The sequence below is a fragment of the Methanocaldococcus bathoardescens genome (genome assembly GCF_000739065.1).
Taxonomy (GTDB): Archaea; AGJL01; Methanococci; order Methanococcales; family Methanocaldococcaceae; genus Methanocaldococcus; species Methanocaldococcus bathoardescens.
Map to the genome: position 1 here is coordinate 97987 of NZ_CP009149.1, position 15730 is coordinate 113716.

General features: G+C 29.9%; 19 protein-coding genes. 12 read left to right on the forward strand and 7 right to left on the reverse strand.

Translation table 11 applies throughout. The features are described 5' to 3' along the window. The first annotated feature begins 154 nt into the window (after positions 1-154). From JH146_RS08525 to JH146_RS00530, 5 genes are all read left to right on the forward strand, one after another. Positions 155-307: a Trm112 family protein gene (locus JH146_RS08525; RefSeq protein WP_015791103.1), complete on the forward strand. Its 153-nt coding sequence runs from the start codon at positions 155-157 to the stop codon at positions 305-307. A gap of 8 nt (positions 308-315) precedes the next feature. After that, on the forward strand, positions 316-837 hold the full coding sequence (gene thpR, locus JH146_RS00515) for an RNA 2',3'-cyclic phosphodiesterase (RefSeq protein ID WP_048201169.1): 522 nt from the start codon (positions 316-318) through the stop codon (positions 835-837). A gap of 2 nt (positions 838-839) precedes the next feature. After that, positions 840-1349, forward strand: coding sequence for a hypothetical protein (locus tag JH146_RS00520; RefSeq protein ID WP_048201170.1), 510 nt, complete (start codon positions 840-842; stop codon positions 1347-1349). 47 nt (positions 1350-1396) lie between these two features. Next, complete coding sequence (locus JH146_RS00525; protein WP_257719655.1) at positions 1397-2644, forward strand: RNA-guided endonuclease TnpB family protein; 1248 nt, start codon at positions 1397-1399, stop codon at positions 2642-2644. A 63-nt stretch (positions 2645-2707) separates the two neighbouring features. Continuing rightward, entirely contained in the window at positions 2708-4051 is a 1344-nt protein-coding gene (locus tag JH146_RS00530) for a hypothetical protein (RefSeq protein WP_048201172.1), read from the forward strand. Here JH146_RS00530 and JH146_RS00535 read toward each other — a convergent pair. Together JH146_RS00535 and JH146_RS00540 are read right to left on the reverse strand one after the other, a co-directional pair. Then, positions 4040-5578 carry a helicase HerA-like domain-containing protein gene (locus JH146_RS00535; protein WP_048201173.1) on the reverse strand — a complete coding sequence of 513 codons (1539 nt, stop codon included), beginning with the start codon at positions 5576-5578 and terminating at the stop codon, positions 4040-4042. The two genes, JH146_RS00530 and JH146_RS00535, sit on opposite strands and share 12 nt — an antisense overlap. Beyond that, the gene (locus tag JH146_RS00540; protein ID WP_048201174.1) at positions 5579-6088 is read right to left on the reverse strand and encodes an RNA-binding domain-containing protein; all 510 of its coding nucleotides are present in this window, start codon (positions 6086-6088) and stop codon (positions 5579-5581) included. A 208-nt stretch (positions 6089-6296) separates the two neighbouring features. On the opposite strand from JH146_RS00540, the gene dmpI reads away from it, so the two are divergent. The 6 genes from dmpI to JH146_RS00570 all read left to right on the forward strand — a co-directional run bounded on the left by dmpI (position 6297) and on the right by JH146_RS00570 (position 11587). Then, positions 6297-6488: a 4-oxalocrotonate tautomerase DmpI gene (dmpI, locus tag JH146_RS00545; protein WP_048201175.1), complete on the forward strand. Its 192-nt coding sequence runs from the start codon at positions 6297-6299 to the stop codon at positions 6486-6488. Positions 6489-6506: 18 nt separating this feature from the next. Beyond that, positions 6507-7106, forward strand: a complete 600-nt coding sequence (locus tag JH146_RS00550; RefSeq protein ID WP_048201176.1) for an FmdE family protein — start codon at positions 6507-6509, stop codon at positions 7104-7106. A 2-nt stretch (positions 7107-7108) separates the two neighbouring features. Then, the gene (locus JH146_RS00555; protein ID WP_048201177.1) at positions 7109-7525 is read left to right on the forward strand and encodes a GbsR/MarR family transcriptional regulator; all 417 of its coding nucleotides are present in this window, start codon (positions 7109-7111) and stop codon (positions 7523-7525) included. Continuing rightward, entirely contained in the window at positions 7525-8679 is a 1155-nt protein-coding gene (locus tag JH146_RS00560) for an efflux RND transporter permease subunit (protein ID WP_048201178.1), read from the forward strand. Before JH146_RS00555 ends, JH146_RS00560 begins: the two co-directional genes overlap by 1 nt. After that, positions 8676-10352 carry a COG1361 S-layer family protein gene (locus tag JH146_RS00565; RefSeq protein ID WP_048201179.1) on the forward strand — a complete coding sequence of 559 codons (1677 nt, stop codon included), beginning with the start codon at positions 8676-8678 and terminating at the stop codon, positions 10350-10352. The genes JH146_RS00560 and JH146_RS00565 overlap by 4 nt, the downstream gene beginning before the upstream one ends. A gap of 74 nt (positions 10353-10426) precedes the next feature. Beyond that, complete coding sequence (locus JH146_RS00570; protein ID WP_048201180.1) at positions 10427-11587, forward strand: MFS transporter; 1161 nt, start codon at positions 10427-10429, stop codon at positions 11585-11587. Here JH146_RS00570 and JH146_RS00575 read toward each other — a convergent pair whose 3' ends face one another. Beyond that, a complete protein-coding gene (locus JH146_RS00575; RefSeq protein ID WP_048201181.1) occupies positions 11588-12100 on the reverse strand; it encodes an NTPase in 513 nt (170 codons plus the stop codon). 94 nt (positions 12101-12194) lie between these two features. Here JH146_RS00575 and JH146_RS00580 point away from each other — a divergent pair, with 94 nt between their 5' ends. Further along, positions 12195-12467: an ACT domain-containing protein gene (locus tag JH146_RS00580; RefSeq protein ID WP_048201182.1), complete on the forward strand. Its 273-nt coding sequence runs from the start codon at positions 12195-12197 to the stop codon at positions 12465-12467. 23 nt (positions 12468-12490) lie between these two features. On the opposite strand, the gene taw2 is transcribed toward JH146_RS00580, so the two are convergent. From taw2 to aspS, 4 genes are read right to left on the reverse strand one after another with little or no spacing between them, the layout of a single operon-like run. Next, positions 12491-13234, reverse strand: a complete 744-nt coding sequence (gene taw2, locus JH146_RS00585; RefSeq protein ID WP_048201183.1) for a tRNA(Phe) (4-demethylwyosine(37)-C(7)) aminocarboxypropyltransferase Taw2 — start codon at positions 13232-13234, stop codon at positions 12491-12493. Between the two features lie 4 nt (positions 13235-13238). Next, positions 13239-13952 carry a hypothetical protein gene (locus tag JH146_RS00590; RefSeq protein ID WP_236953664.1) on the reverse strand — a complete coding sequence of 238 codons (714 nt, stop codon included), beginning with the start codon at positions 13950-13952 and terminating at the stop codon, positions 13239-13241. A 19-nt stretch (positions 13953-13971) separates the two neighbouring features. Next, the gene (locus tag JH146_RS08765) at positions 13972-14178 is read right to left on the reverse strand and encodes a hypothetical protein (RefSeq protein ID WP_236953665.1); all 207 of its coding nucleotides are present in this window, start codon (positions 14176-14178) and stop codon (positions 13972-13974) included. 49 nt (positions 14179-14227) lie between these two features. After that, a complete protein-coding gene (gene aspS, locus JH146_RS00595; protein ID WP_048201184.1) occupies positions 14228-15532 on the reverse strand; it encodes an aspartate--tRNA(Asn) ligase in 1305 nt (434 codons plus the stop codon). Positions 15533-15730: the final 198 nt, after the last annotated feature.

The window sequence follows — 15730 nt, forward strand, 5'->3', positions numbered from 1 at the left end:
GAAAAATAGTAATTTCTGAGAATGTTTTATTTTAAAAGGACTTTATAAGGGATTATCAATATTAATGACCCAATATCGTAATTTTCAAAATAATTTTAATAGATAATTTAAAATTAATATTCATAAAATTTTATAAATCCTAATTTGTGATACCATGAACTGGATTGAGAAATATATAGAAATATTACAATGTCCTTACTGCAGAGGAGATTTATATTTAGATAAGGATAAAAATAAGTTGATATGTAAAAAATGTGGTAAAGTTTATGATATAATCGATGGAATCCCTATATTATTAAGATACTGAGGGATAGGATGAGGTTGTTTTTAGCAATTGATATCCCAGAAGAGATAAAAGAAGAGATTGCCAAATTTCAAGAGCAATTTAAAATGAAAGGGATAAAGTTGGTAGAAAAAGAGAATTTACATATAACAGTTAAATTTTTAGGAGAAGTTGATGAAGAAAAATTAAAAGAAATATTGGATTTGGACTTATCAATTGAGCCAATAAAAATAAAATTAAAACATATCGGAACATTCCCAAACTCCAATTATGTTAGAGTCATCTGGATTGGAGCTTACAACGAAAACCTTATAGAGATTTTTAAAGAAGTTGATAAAAAACTATCAAACTTAGGATTTAAAAGAGAAAGAGAATATGTTCCTCATTTAACAATAGGAAGAGTTAAATTCATAGATAACAAGAAAAAACTAAAAGATAGAATTGAGAAATACAAAGATATTGACTTTGGAGAGTTTGAAGCAAAACACATAAAGCTTTATAAATCAACTTTAACACCTAACGGCCCTATATATGAAGTTATAAAAGAGTGGTAGCAATGAATGAAAATCAGCAAAAAATACACTATATTGTTAATTTATTAACGGATGGGAATAAAAAGAAATGGGTTAAACAAACAGTTTTATTTGCTCTCATATATCATTTTATAAAATTAGGTATTTTTAGAGAATATGACTATGCCCCAACACCGTTTATGTGGGAAGATGAAATAAAATTCATAAACATATCTTATGATGCAATAAATGATTTAAATTTTCTCTTGGACAACAATTATTTAAATGAAATTTTGTTATCAGTTAAAGGTTTAAACGAATTTATTGTTGGATACAGTGTTGGAAAAAAGATAGATTATAATTTCAACCCAAAAGATAAAGAGATAATTGACAAAACATTGTTGGAAAATGGAAAATTAAAAGATATCTATGTAACAAAAAATGGCATAATAATAAAATCTAAAAATGAAAAATTAGAAATAAAGATTACAAAGATTGATAAAATTAGCTATAAATCGAAAAGCTACATAATGAAAATCTATCAACAATTATAAAACTATAAAAAATAGTTGATTTTAATTATTACATTGTCCAATTATTAATTAGGCAAGTAATTAAGGACTTAAAAAGCTACTTTAATGCATTAAAAGAGTTCAAAATAAATCCAGATAAATTTAATGGTATGCCTAAACCACCAAAGGTTAAAAAGTTAAAGAATATCGATAAATTTACTTTTGAGTTAAATAAGAAATCTTTTGAAGTAAATAATAATTATCTAATTCTAAAACTAAGATACAATTCAAAAACTAAAAAATGGAAAAAAATTAAGATAAAACTCCCTCCTTATGTTAAAAATATAACGAGTGTTAGAATTACTTATTATTTAGGGTTATTTTATGTCGATATAGTTAATGAAGTTTATATCGAGGAATTAAAACCAATAGGCAACTATAAAGCTGGAATTGACTTAAATGTTAATAACTTTGTTGTTCTAACTTCAACAAATCCATTATTAAAGTCATTGATAATATCTGGTGGGGAATTAAAGGCATTCAACCAATGGTGGAATAAATTAAAATCTAAAATCCAATCTAAAATCGATTTAACTAAAAATCATATAGAGAAATTGAAATCAGAAAGAAAAGAAGTTCCAAAAAAGCTATATTTAAAACTTAAAAGCTTAATTAGAAGATTTAGATTATTGTGCATTCATAGAAAGCAATGGTTTGATAACCACTTACATAGATTTACTAAGTATTTAGCATTATTTTTGTTTATAACGGGGCATGATAAGGTTTTCGTTAGTAATAATATTTTAAGAGCTAAAAATAGATGTAATCTAAGCAGTAAAGCTAATGAGAGATTTGTTTATTTACCATTTAGGGTTTTTATTGATAAGTTGGCTTATAAGTTAAAATGGTTTGGTATTGTATTAATAGAAGTGGATGAAAGTTGGACTTCAAAGTCTTCTTGCATCTCAGATGATATTCATAAGATTCAAAATTTAGTTGATAAGGTAAGAAATAAACTCTCCCTGTGTGGAGAGAGGATTAAAAGAGGTTTGTTATTAGTCAAAAAATTAAATAAGGTTTTTAATGCTGATGTTAATGCCTCATATAACATTTTAAAAATTGGTTGTAGAATTAAAGATTTGTCTAAGCTGTTTAATCAGAAATTATTAATGAAAAAGTTATGTAATCCGATAAAAGTTAGAGTTTTTAAGTTTATCGAAATTTTACAGAGTGTAATCCCCGAGTCCCCAGTTGTTAGGGCTGGGGATAGGGTGATAGTCAAATCCCTCCTTTGTGGGGGGAACGGGTTTATCCCCGAATGCTTTATAATTCAGTAACAGCAATATATGTGTATTTAAAACCCACCATAAAACAAAAGAAGCATTCGGGGAGACCTCATTATGGGACGCAGGGCTGTGAAAATAAAAAATCCAAAAGTAATTTTAACTGAGTGGATTCCATTTGGAAAGAACTATATGACGGAATTTATAGATAGAATCACATTGAAAGAATATCAAAGAAAGAGAATTAAATATTTCACAGCATCAGAGAAAAAAGATATAAAAGATAGAGCAATTTTTGAAACTTCTGAATACCAAACAACTGTAAATATCATTGATTTTATTCCAGAGACATCTGTAAAGTTCACCGCTGAAATGAGAGGAGATGGAAAGAAAGACGTTTTTATATATGTTGATTATCTTGGAAGATGTATCTATGCCTCTGAAATAATTAAAGCTGGAGATGAAGAGGATGTTATAAGCTTAGATAACCTTTCATTTATAATTCCTGACTTAATCTTAGATTCTTCAAGAATTATGAGCCATTTAATTGCCTCACCACAAAGATATTTGTTAGAAACTCTCTATGGTGAGATAAAAGTATATAAGCATGTTACTGTTTTAACAGAAACAGAAGTAGTTATAAATGAAGATACATTAGTAGAGATTAGCCAAGTTATTGGGGCAGTTAAAAATATAATTGAGATAGACAATGGCTTAATAATCTTTGGTGATTTTGGAATATTTATTTCAAACCCAAACCCAGAGAAGTTTGAAAAATTTATCTACTACTACCCATTTATAAGGAGTATTACTGGAGTTTCAAGGGATTTGTTCTTTAAGCTCAACACTATAGCATCAAAGTTAGAAGTTATAAGTAGTACTCTTGAATCAGGGGTAGATTTAGAAGACATAACTGAAATTAGGGGAGAGTTGAGTAGAATAGATAGGGAGTTGGCAGTTATAGAGATTGTTTGTGGATATTTAAAAGAGATTATTGAATTTTTAAATAATGCTTACCCACCAAACTTTGGTGATTTTGACTTAATGATTTTAGAGAAAGTTGAGGCAGAGAGAAAGCTAAAAAGATTAAATTATAGAATTGCAGAGATAGAAAATATTTTAGCAAGTAATAGTAGCTTAGCAACAAGCTTAGCAAGGTTATTAACAACAATATCTGAAGATTTAGAGAGAAAGATAGCCAATCAATTAGCTGAAAACACCAAATATCAAGTAGCTATTGGAGAAGCAATGGAAGTTTTAGAGATTGGAATTTTTGGCGTCTATGCTTTGGAAGCGGCCCATGTTTTGCTATTAACGTCTGGAAAGGAAGAAATATTACAACACACTAAAATATTTGGGTTTCCATTAGAGTTTTGGATAATATTAGCTGTTACAATCCTTGGAGTTTATATTGGAAAAATTGTCATTGAATATAGAAAAAAGAAAATATTAGAAGAATAAATCATCATCTCCAAATGCACTATTTTCAATTTTATCTGATTTTTTTAAATTTTCTGATTCTTCATAATCCTTTTCCCAGAGTTCAACGAGATTCAAATCCTCTCCACCATATCTTCCATCAAATCTATCTACCTTAACAATTGCAGGCACTTTTATACAAGGCCCTAAAATTATGGCCTCCCCAATGTTTAAGCTTGTTAATTGCTTAACTAAATCTTCACTCAAATTTTCAGAAGCCATTTGGACGTGTTTTTGATCTGTTGGCTCAATAAGCTTAGATATTATTAGGTTAGAACACTGAGATAAAGTTTCAGCATCTAAGGTTTTAGGTCTTTGTGAAACTAAGCAAAGACCAACACCAAACTTTCTTCCCTCTCTTGCTATCCTGCTCAAATAATATTTAGCTCTTGTTTTTCTATTTTGTGGGGCTATTAAATGAGCTTCTTCAAAAATCATGAATATTGGTTTAGCAAAGTCTCTTCCCTTATCAATAATAATCCTCTTTCTATCATCTAAAACTGCCTTAGCTATATATGACACAATAATATCTACAGCATTCTCATCCAATTCTTCCATTGGAATTATATTGATATAATGCTCTTTAATGTCATTTATTGGATTATAGTGGAGAGTTATAATATTCTTTCTAAACTGCAACATATCTTCCAATCTAAATATGGCTGTTTGAATACTACTTTCATCTTTTTTATAGTTGTTATCTATTTTGTATTCTTCCAATTTTCCAATTATTGCATTCACATATTCTTCAACTGTGCTGAAATCACTTTCTTTAAATTTTTCTTTAATTTCCTTAACTGCCTTTCTTATATATGGCCTTTGCTTCGTTGCTTGAGCATCTACACCAGCTAAATCACATAAATCATCATTTATCCTATAGATGTTTATCTTTGGCTCAATAATATGGATTCTAAGTTTTTCACTTTCACAATATATGTCTCTATACTCTCCATGCATATCAAAAACTAAAACAGTTGCTTTAAGCTTATTCAACTCCCTCAACAAGACAGCTACTGTATTTGATTTTCCCATCCCAGTCATTGCTAATATTGCCAAATGCCTTGAACATAATTTATTTGCATCTAACTTAACTTCAACCTCTTCCCTTGTAACTAAATGCCCAATCTTTAAATGCCCCTTACTAAAAACTTTTTTTAATAACTCGTCATCTGCTCTATAAATTGGTATTCCCGGCTTTGGTGGAACTCTCGGCAACTTTAAAGCCCCATTTTTGTTTAATTCTTTAATATCCCCTAAAACTTTTATCTTTCCTAAAATATAATAAGATGAGTTATCCTCAAATTCTCTAATCTTCTCTAAATGCTCAATGTTTAAAATATCTTCTAAAGCCATGTTTCCTTGGATTGTGCTTTCTACCATTCCCAATAATTCAGAGTTGTCATAATTTATTTTAACATAATCTCCTACTTTTGGAGCTTCTTTAGCCAAAAATGTTAGTTCATCAATTCTTGTTTCTCCTATTGTATATCCAATAATTTCACTCTTCATCTAACCACCGGATGTATTATCAATTACCTTTATCTTTAAACTATTCTCTTCTTTTTGTTCTTCTTTAGCTTCTTCACTTTCTTCTTTTTCTTCTTCCTCTAATTCATCTTCATTAATTATAACTCCTCCTTTAGTTCTTGGGGCGATGTCCTTAATTATCTTCATAATATCTTCATTTTCATCAGCAATTATTTTAACAAATATTCCTCCATGTGTGTCTATATCAAAATTCACAGCCCCTACATAAGCGGCTTGTTTATTTAAATAGAATTTTGTTGCATTTTCTGTCATTCCCTTCTCTAAAACCATTCTTGCAGCGTCCAATATTGCTTGGCTTCTTAAAAGCTCCTTTAACTTCTCTACATTCTTAGTTTTTCCTTCCCATTTTCCAAACTCGTTATCTTCTTTAATAAAGTTTAATTTTGCTCTTGGGAATATATTTAGGATAGCTTTTTTAACTTTATATTTATCTTCAGTTGGTTTTACTTTTGCTTTAATTATAACTTCCATAATATCACCATTAATTTTTGCTTATAATAAATACAAAGACCAAATGATACAAATAGCTTTTTCATCTTTTTAATTGTTTGTTAGTTATAGGTTTAAATATTTAATTTGAGCGATTTTAGTAAAACTTATATACTCCTCTTAATTACATTTTATTCAATTCGTTCAAAAATTTTTGAACATTATGATTATAATAACTTAAGGTGAAAAGATGCCAACAATTATTGTTGAAGGTCCAAAACTTGATATTGAGAAGAAGAGAGAACTTGTTAAAGAAATTTATGAAATAGCATCAAAGATTTATGGAATAGAGCATATAGTAATCATTATTAAAGAAAATTCCCCTGAAAATGTGGGTATTAATGGAAAATTATTGATAGACAGAGAGAAAAATCTTGAATAATATAAAGCTGGTGGTATGATGGATGAAGAATTAAAAAAAGTTATAGAATTCCATGGACATCTATGTCCAGGACTTGCTATTGGCTATAGAGTTGCTAAATATGTCAAAAAATTCTTCAAAAAATCTGAGGATGAAGAGTTAGTCGCTATAGTTGAAAATAACTCTTGCAGTGTTGATGCAATACAATATATGCTAAGCTGCACCTTTGGAAAAGGGAATTTAATATTTAAAGATAATGGAAAGCACGTCTATACATTCTATTCAAGAAATACTGGAAAAGCTATTAGAATTTATGTTAAAAAAGATTTCTTTGAAGAATTTAATGGTAAATATCCTGTTAAAGAGTTGCTTAAAAAATATAGCTCTGGAAATTTAAGTGAAGAAGAATTGGAATTATTTAACAAGATAAGGTCTGAAGCAACTGATAATATCTTAAATGCCAAAGATGATGAGTTATTTGAAATAAAAGAGGTTGAAATAGAGCCACCTAAAAAAGCTAAGCTCTTCCCATCAATAAAATGTCAAGAGTGTGGAGAATATTTCATGGAAATTAAAGGAAGGGTTATAGATGGAAAAATTGTCTGTAAAGATTGTTTTGAAAAGATTATGAAGGGATAATGATGGAAGAAGCAAAAAAATTAATTATTGAGTTATTTTCAGAACTTGCAAAGATTCATGGATTGAATAAATCTGTAGGGGCTGTTTATGCAGTTCTCTATTTATCTGATAAGCCATTAACAATCTCAGACATTATGGAAGAATTAAAGATTAGTAAAGGAAATGTTAGCATGTCTTTAAAAAAGCTTGAGGAATTGGGGTTTGTAAAAAAAGTTTGGATTAAAGGAGAGAGAAAGAATTATTATGAAGCAGTTGATGGCTTTTCATCAATTAAAGATATTGCAAAGAGAAAATATAAACTAATTAGCGAGGTTTATGAGAAAATTGAAGATGAAAATCTAAAAAAGAAACTTAAAAAACTAAAAAATGTGTCAGAAGAAATCTACAATATATTAAAAAAGTATGAAGGGGAGGATTGATGGGATTAAGAGATATTATGGAAAAAATTGGTAGGTTCTCTGCAACAAAACCGTTTGTGGTTCTTTTGATAATATTTATAGTAACGTTATTTTTAGCTTCACAAATTCCACACATTAAAAAGCAAACATCATTTGAAAAAATGCTTCCTCAAGATTTGCCTGAAGTTAAAGAGATTTATGAAGTTAGGGATGAGTTCGGTGGGACAGATGTGGCAATAGTGGCAGTGAAAATAGTTCCTTCTGATTCTTCAAATAAGGTTGTTGATATAAGAGACCCGAGAGTTTTAGAGGCCGTAAAGACGTTAGAAGAGAACTTAAGAACTATAGACGGCGTTACGCAAGTTTCTTCACCAGTAGATGTTTTAACTAAATTAAATGGAGGAGTTGTTCCAAAAAGCATTGACACTGTAAAATTACTGTTAGAAAAAATTCCAGAACAAGAAAGAGAAAAAATGTTCAACAAAGATTATTCAATGATGACAATTCAAGTTTTTACTGATGTGGGAGCTGATGAAAAGAAAAATAAGGAATTGGTAAATGCTATTGAAGAAAGAATTAAAGAAACTCAACTTCCTCCAGGAGTCGAAGCGATTCCTACTGGAACTCCTGTATTGAGGGCATTAATCGGAAAATTAATGAATGAAAGCCAAGTAGTTACAACAACGGTTGCTATGTTCGCAATACTTTTTATTATCTTACTGCACTTCAGAAAAATTACTTCAGTTCTCTTACTTTCTCCTCTAATATTCGCCCTAATTTGGACTGGGGGATTTATGGGACTTTTTGGACTACCATTAGATATGGCAACTGCTGGAGTGGGTTCTCTTATCTTAGGTTTAGGTATTGACTATGGAATTTACTTTGGAAGCAGGTATAACGAAGAAAGAGAAAAAGGAGCTTCTCCTGTAGAAGCAGCTGCTATAACTGTTAAGTACGCAGGTTCTTCAGTTTTAGCGAGTGCCGCTACAACAGTAGCTGGTTTATTAGCATTAACTATAGCTCCTCTTCCAATGATGGCAAATCTTGGAAAAGTTTGTGCAATAGGGATAGCCTCATGTTGTTTCTTAACTATATTCTTCTTACCAGCCGTTTTGGTTATTGACGAGATGTATTTAGCCCCTATAATAAAAAGATTAAAAAGGGTGGTACATTGAGGAAGATAGTATTATATGTTCTTTCTTTCCTACTTTCCCTATCGTTAGTTAGTTCATCATTAGCATTACAGGTATTGGAGCCTGAATATCAACCAAAAGTAATTCATCCGGGGGACGATGTAGATTTATGGATTAAAGTTGCAAATGACAACTATGAAGACAATACAAAAATTGAAAATTTAGTCGTTAAAGTTAAACCACACTATCCATTTGAATTAAAGCAAGTAAATCCTATCAAAGGGAAAGTTATAATTAATGAGCTAAATCCTGGAGAACCATACACTTGTTACTTTAAACTACATGTAAATGAAGGAGCTAAATCAGGAAATTATAGAATTGATGTAATAGTCAGTTATGATTTGGTTGAATACAGCAATGGTGAAGAAGTGAGCAGATACCACTACAACTTTTCAAAAATCTATTACTTACCAGTTTATGGAATCGCAGATTTTGAAGTTAATGGTTTAAAAAACTTAACTCCTGGAAAGACTGAAAATGTAACCATATCAATAAAAAATGTAGGAACTGGAGTAGCTAAACAAGTTAATGTTTATATTGGATATACATTAAATGCACAAAAGGTAGGAGAAGAGAGCAAAGAAGTGTCAATGTATGGCGTTACGGAGTCTCAAAGTAAAGATATTTTACTTCCAATTCCAATACCACAAAATAGCCCAATTACACCAATAGGCAAGACTAAATTTTATTTAGACTATTTAAAATCAGGAGATAAAAAAGAAATAAACATTTTATTCCACACTTCCCCTAATTTAGTTGAAGGCTCTTATCCAATTCCAGTGGTTATAACATGGATAGATGAGGATGGTGTAAAAAGAGCTGAACAGATGGTTTTAGGTTTGTATGTTAAAGGAGATATTTCTTTAGATATAAGTAATGTTATAACTGACCCGAAAGAAATAAAACCAGGAACAACATACGCAAGAATTGATGTAACAATTACAAATAATGGACACGCTGAAGCTAAGAATGTCAAATTAAAGTTAGAAACAAGTTATCCATTTAAAGATAGCTGGAGCAACTGTAACATTAAAGATGTTGGTAATTTAATGCCTGGAGCCTTTAAAGTGGCTTCATTCTATATAGATGTTGATAAATATGCCAAAGCAGGAACCTATAAAGTTCCTATAAAAATTAGCTATATGGATACAGAAGACCATAAATTCGTTACAACAAAGTATATTGAGATTTACATAAAACCAAAACCTCTATTCAAAATATTAACCCAAAATGTTAGTGTATTAGCTGGAAAAGAAAATAATGTATATGTAAAAATAAAAAACATTGGGAATGAAAAAGCTGTAAGAGTTAAAGTTTCTGCGATAAAAAACTCAGGACAGCCATTTGACTATCCTGTAAAAAGTGATACTATAGGAACTTTATATCCTAATCAAACAGGGGTGGCTCATATAGTAATAAAACCAGATGCAGACGCTACATCTAAGCCATATTATATAACTTTAGAAATAAGATGTGCAGGAGATAGTGATGAAGGGGATGATAACGTCTATGTCTATCAAGAGCCGTTAAAAGTAGTAGTTAATAATTCAAATTCAAAAGGTTATGAAATATTGTTGGGAATAATAGCAGTTATTGCTATTGTATTGATTGTGGGATACGTATTTAGAAGAAAAAATAGTAGAGATAAAGAATAAAACATTATAAGACATTTTATTTTTTAAATTTCCCTATTTTCAATTTTTTTATTTTAACGTTTTTAGGTGGTTTTATGGGAAAATTAGAGAAAAATGTTTTTGTCATTTGGATTACTACCTTTACAACTATGCTTGGTGTTGGTCTTATAGCTCCAATTATGGCAATATACGCCCAAACTTTGGGAGCTACAAACTTAGAAATTGGTTTAATATTTGGTTCATTTGCATTAGCGAGAACAGTAGCTCAAATTCCTGTTGGAGTTTTATCTGACATATATGGAAAGAAGTTTTTTATTGTCTGTGGGACGTTTTTTTATGGAGTTTTTACACTGCTATATAATTTTGTTAGCACAGTTTTAGGTCTTTTAATTGTCAGAACTTTCACAGGAATCTTTTCCTCCTTTGTAACGCCAGTAGCGGGTTCTTATGTAGCGGCTATAGCCCCAAAGACAAGATTAGGAGAATATATGGGAATCTTTAATTCTGCAATTACATTGGGCTTTGGTGTAGGGCCGTTTATAGGCGGAATTCTTGCTGATATTTATGGGATTAGAACACCATTCTACTTTTGTGGATTTTTAGGGATTTTAGCGGCAATTATAAGTTATATGAAATTAGAAGATATTGTTTTTAATGAAAATACAAAAAAGAGAAGTATCAAAAATATATCTAATTTATTTTCATTTGAATTCTTAAAGAATAGAAATTTTCTATCTTCTTTTGTTATTAACACATCTAATGTAATGATAAATGCAGGGATAATTACTTATTTAGCATTGTATGCAATTAGCTATGATATATCTATAAGTCAGGTTGGATTTATGATTGCATCGACAAATATATTAATAGCTTTGCTTCAAAGAAGTTTTGGAAAGCTTTATGATAGATTGGGAAATGTGATGATAATTATTGGAATTTTTATAATATCCTTTGGAATGTATTTGCTCTCAACATCAACAACTTTTTTGAATATGATAATATCCCTAACAATTGTAGCAGTTGGTAGCTCAATATCTTCCACCGCCACAACATCTCTCGCAGTTAAAGATATTCCAACATATAGAAAAGGAGAAGCTATGGGACTCTTTACAACAAGTATGAACATTGGAATGTTTATAGGCTCAATATCATTTGGATTCTTGGCTGATATTTTAGGAATAGCAAATATGTATAAATTTTCAGCAATATTCTCAATTGTTGTGGGGATTATCAGCTATTTAAGGATAGAAAGATAATTATTTTAATTCTGCTAATATTTTGTTCAATATTTCTTCAAACAATTTATCTCTATTTTCAATAGTTAAGGTATATAACTCCCCCTTATCTTTAAATTTATTGACCCAATTTCTATGTAAGGTAGCTAATAATGGTTTATTGCTGTTAATAACTTCATCAACAACTTCAGAAAATTTTTTACTTTTAAATTCCATAGCTCCAAGCTCATCAATAATTACAATATCAGCATCTTCCAATGCTCTTTTTATTGCTTCAACCCCAACTTTATCCAAATTCTCTATAAAAACAACATATTTTCCAACTTTTATCTTTCCATCTCCAACATAAGCCAATATAGTCTCTTCATTAGTGTCTAAGGTTATTATCTTAAATCCTACTCTTCTACCATCTTCTCTAACTTCTTTAGTTACAAAACCACCAACTTTATACCCCAAATCTTTTAATTTTTCAGCTATTTTTAAAGTTAAGGTGGTTTTTCCAACTCCAGGCATTCCGGTTATAAAGATTCTCATTATTACCACCACAATCTTTAAATTTGATTATATAATGTTTAATATAAATCATAATTCACTTTACACTTTAATCAAATTTAAAAGAGGAGAGAAGATGAGTAGAGTTGTTGTTTCAGTTATTGGACAAGATAGAACTGGAATAGTTGCTGGAATTTCAAAAGTTTTAGCTGAGAACAATGTAAATATCTTGGATATAAGTCAAACAATTATGGATAACCTATTTGCCATGATTATGCTTGTTGATATATCAAATGCTAAGGTGGATTTCACAACCTTAAAAAAAGAGCTTGAAAAGGCTGGGGATGAGTTGGGAGTTAAGGTTATTGTTCAACATGAAGATATATTTAAATATATGCATAGAATTTAATAATTATTCAAAAATTTAAATAACTAAGTTTTTTCGAATTCTGCATCTACAACAACGTGCCAAACACCTGGGGCATATTTTTTAATTTTTCCTACTTTATAGTTTATTAGTTTATAGCCATTTTTTTCAGCATAGAACTTTAATCTCTCTATGGGTCTTTCATACATAATCTTTTCAGCCACAGTTTCGTGGTAATGTATAACTCCTTTATTTTTCAAAAATTCAAATGCTTTATCTAAAAATTTATGAGTTTTATGGACGTAGCCCATAATTACCCTATCGGCAATATCTTTTAATTCAACATCTCTATTATCAGACAAAATTGGAACTACATTATTTAATTTATTTAATTTGGTATTTTCACATAAGTAGTGATAAGCTATAGGGTTTTTTTCAATGGCATAAACTAATTTTGGTTTTGAGTATTTAGCTAATGGGATTGTAAAATAACCAATTCCAGCGAACATATCAACAACTACTTCATTTTTATTACTAATATGGGCCATCCTTTTCCTTTCTTCAATATTTCCCTGACTCCACATAATTTTAGCTACATCTAACTTAAATAAGCATCCATACTCTTTATGTATTGTCTCTGTTTCTTCCCCAAATAAAATTTTTACATGTGGTGTTCTAAACTCACCAGTTATTTGTGTGGTGTATAAAACAATTGTTTTACATTTAGTTCTTTTTACAATCTCTTTAATTTCCTCTTCGTTTAATTCTTTTTTAACTATAACCACATCTCCAACTTTTTGATATTTCATACTTTCACAGCATTAGAGTTATTATTACAAATAAAGCAGTTATAAAAACTCTTACAAATGTAGATATCATCATTATATTGAAACCATCCTTAAATCCATATATACCTATATAATATGGAGCTAAAAATCTTAGTGCTGGAATGCTTGATAGTATAGAGCCGAGAAGTAAAGCTCTCACAATTTCAACCTCATCCAAGATACCTTTATTTAAAAATTCTCCAGCCAATACAAAAGCCCCTATATAGTTTATTGGTTGAGTAACTGCTACAGTAATTTCTTCAACAGAAAATGGTAGATAATAAGCATTATTCCTTATAATCTCAGTTATGTAGTTAAAAAATCCAAACTCCATTAAAAATGAAGTGATAAGAGAAGCAACTACTATATTTTTTATTATTGGGATTCCATACTTTACGGTGTTTTTAAAAGCTATATAAATAACCTTTTTATTTAACTTTATCTTTTTATCAGCGTTGTCTTCTTTATATTCCCTACTTTTTAATGTTATTTTACCAACAACTATAAAAATTATCGTCTGAATAAATCCAATCAAAACTAAAATTAAAAAATAAGTTATTCCAAAAAATCCTAAGGTTGCAAGCAAAATTGGTAATAAAGAGTCCCAATGCCTAAGTATAGCTGGAAATGCATCTATCAAAGACGAGATATAGAGTTCTTTTTTGTTTATAATTCCTTTCTTATAAAAATCTACGAGCATTATATTTGCCATTCTTGGTTCAATAAAAGAAGTTGTTATTAGCTATCCCACACTCTTCTGGAAGATTTGCAAACCTTGTAAATACTTTTCCAATAAAATAGATTTTTTTGATGATATTACTCTCTATGAGAATTTGGGAAATAAACAATCCAACAATAAGTGTTGGAATGCTATAATATAAAAAAATGAATGTCAATAAGAAAGTTTGAATTATCTTATCTATCATAATAATCTCATTTAATTCTTTAATAAAAATAATAAAAACAATATTTGGATTATGGGGTTAATCTCTGTCTATCTCTTGGGAATAATACACACTCTCTAATGTTTTCTTGTTGTGTTAAAACCATAGTGAATCTATCAGCTCCTAAACCCCATCCAGCGTGTGGTGGCATTCCATACTTAAATGCTTCTAAATAGTATGTAAATCCATCTGGGTTTAATCCCTTTTTCTTAATATTCTCAACTAACAAATCATATAGGTGAATTCTTTGAGCTCCTGAAGAAATCTCTAAATCCTTATACATTAAATCAAATGCTTTACATATATTTGGATTTTTCTCATCTGGCATTGTGTAAAATGGCCTTGTTTCTGTTGGCCAGTCAGTTATAAAGTATAATCCCCCCATTTCTTCTCCAATTGCTTTCTCTGCCTCTCTACTTAAATCTTGTCCCCACTCTATTTCAACACCCTTTGCATTTGCAATATCAATAGCTTCATCATAGGTGATTCTATCAAACTTTTCTGACGGTAACTCAAACTCTATTCCCAAAGTTTCAATCTCTTTCTTTCTGTTTTCATAGACATCTAAAAATGCATTATAAACAACTTTCTCCAATATCTCCATAGCATCCTTGTCATCTGCAAATGCCATCTCAATATCTATTGAAGTTGCCTCATTTAAATGCCTTCTTGTGTTGTGCTCTTCAGCTCTAAATATTGGGGCTATTTCAAAAACTCTATCTAATCCAGTAGCCATTAACATCTGCTTATATAACTGAGGACTTTGCCCTAAAAATGCCTCTCTTTCAAAGTATGAGATTGGGAAGAGCTCAGTTCCTCCTTCAGTACATGAAGCAACTAATTTTGGTGTATTTACTTCAACAAATCCTTCATTATAAAGTGTTTTTCTTACAGATTTTAGCATTTCACTTCTAATTTTAAATATTGCTTGGATTTTTGGTCTTCTTAAATCTAAGAATCTGTTTTCTAATCTTGTATCTAACTCAGCTGGAACTTTTTCAGCTGGGTCTAAAGGAAGAGGTCTTTGAGCAGTGTTTAAAACTTCTAACTCTAATGGCAATATTTCAAAACCATTTGGTGCTTTTTCATTTGCTATAACTTTTCCTTTGACAGCTATAACATCCTCAGCTCCAAGTTTCTTTATTTGGCTAAACAATTCTTCTCCAACTTTTTGTTTTGGTGCTACAATTTGAACCATACCTTCTCTGTCTCTCAAAATAACGAATATAATCTTTCCTAAAGCTCTAATTGAATGAACCCAACCCATTACAATAACTTCCTGCCCATCCATTTCTGGTGTAATTTCTGCTGAGTAGTGTGTTCTCCTCCACTTCATTTTCTTCACCATTTGCATTATGTGTTTCCTAAATTTAGGACTCTCGCAATTTATATTATTTATTGGTGGTTGGATGGTGAAGGCATCACCTTACAATAGAACATTTATCCCATAAAATCTCAATGAAACTTTAAGATTAATAATGGTTTATAGTTTTTATAGTTTCTCTAAGATTTTATTCTATCTTTATATTTAAAT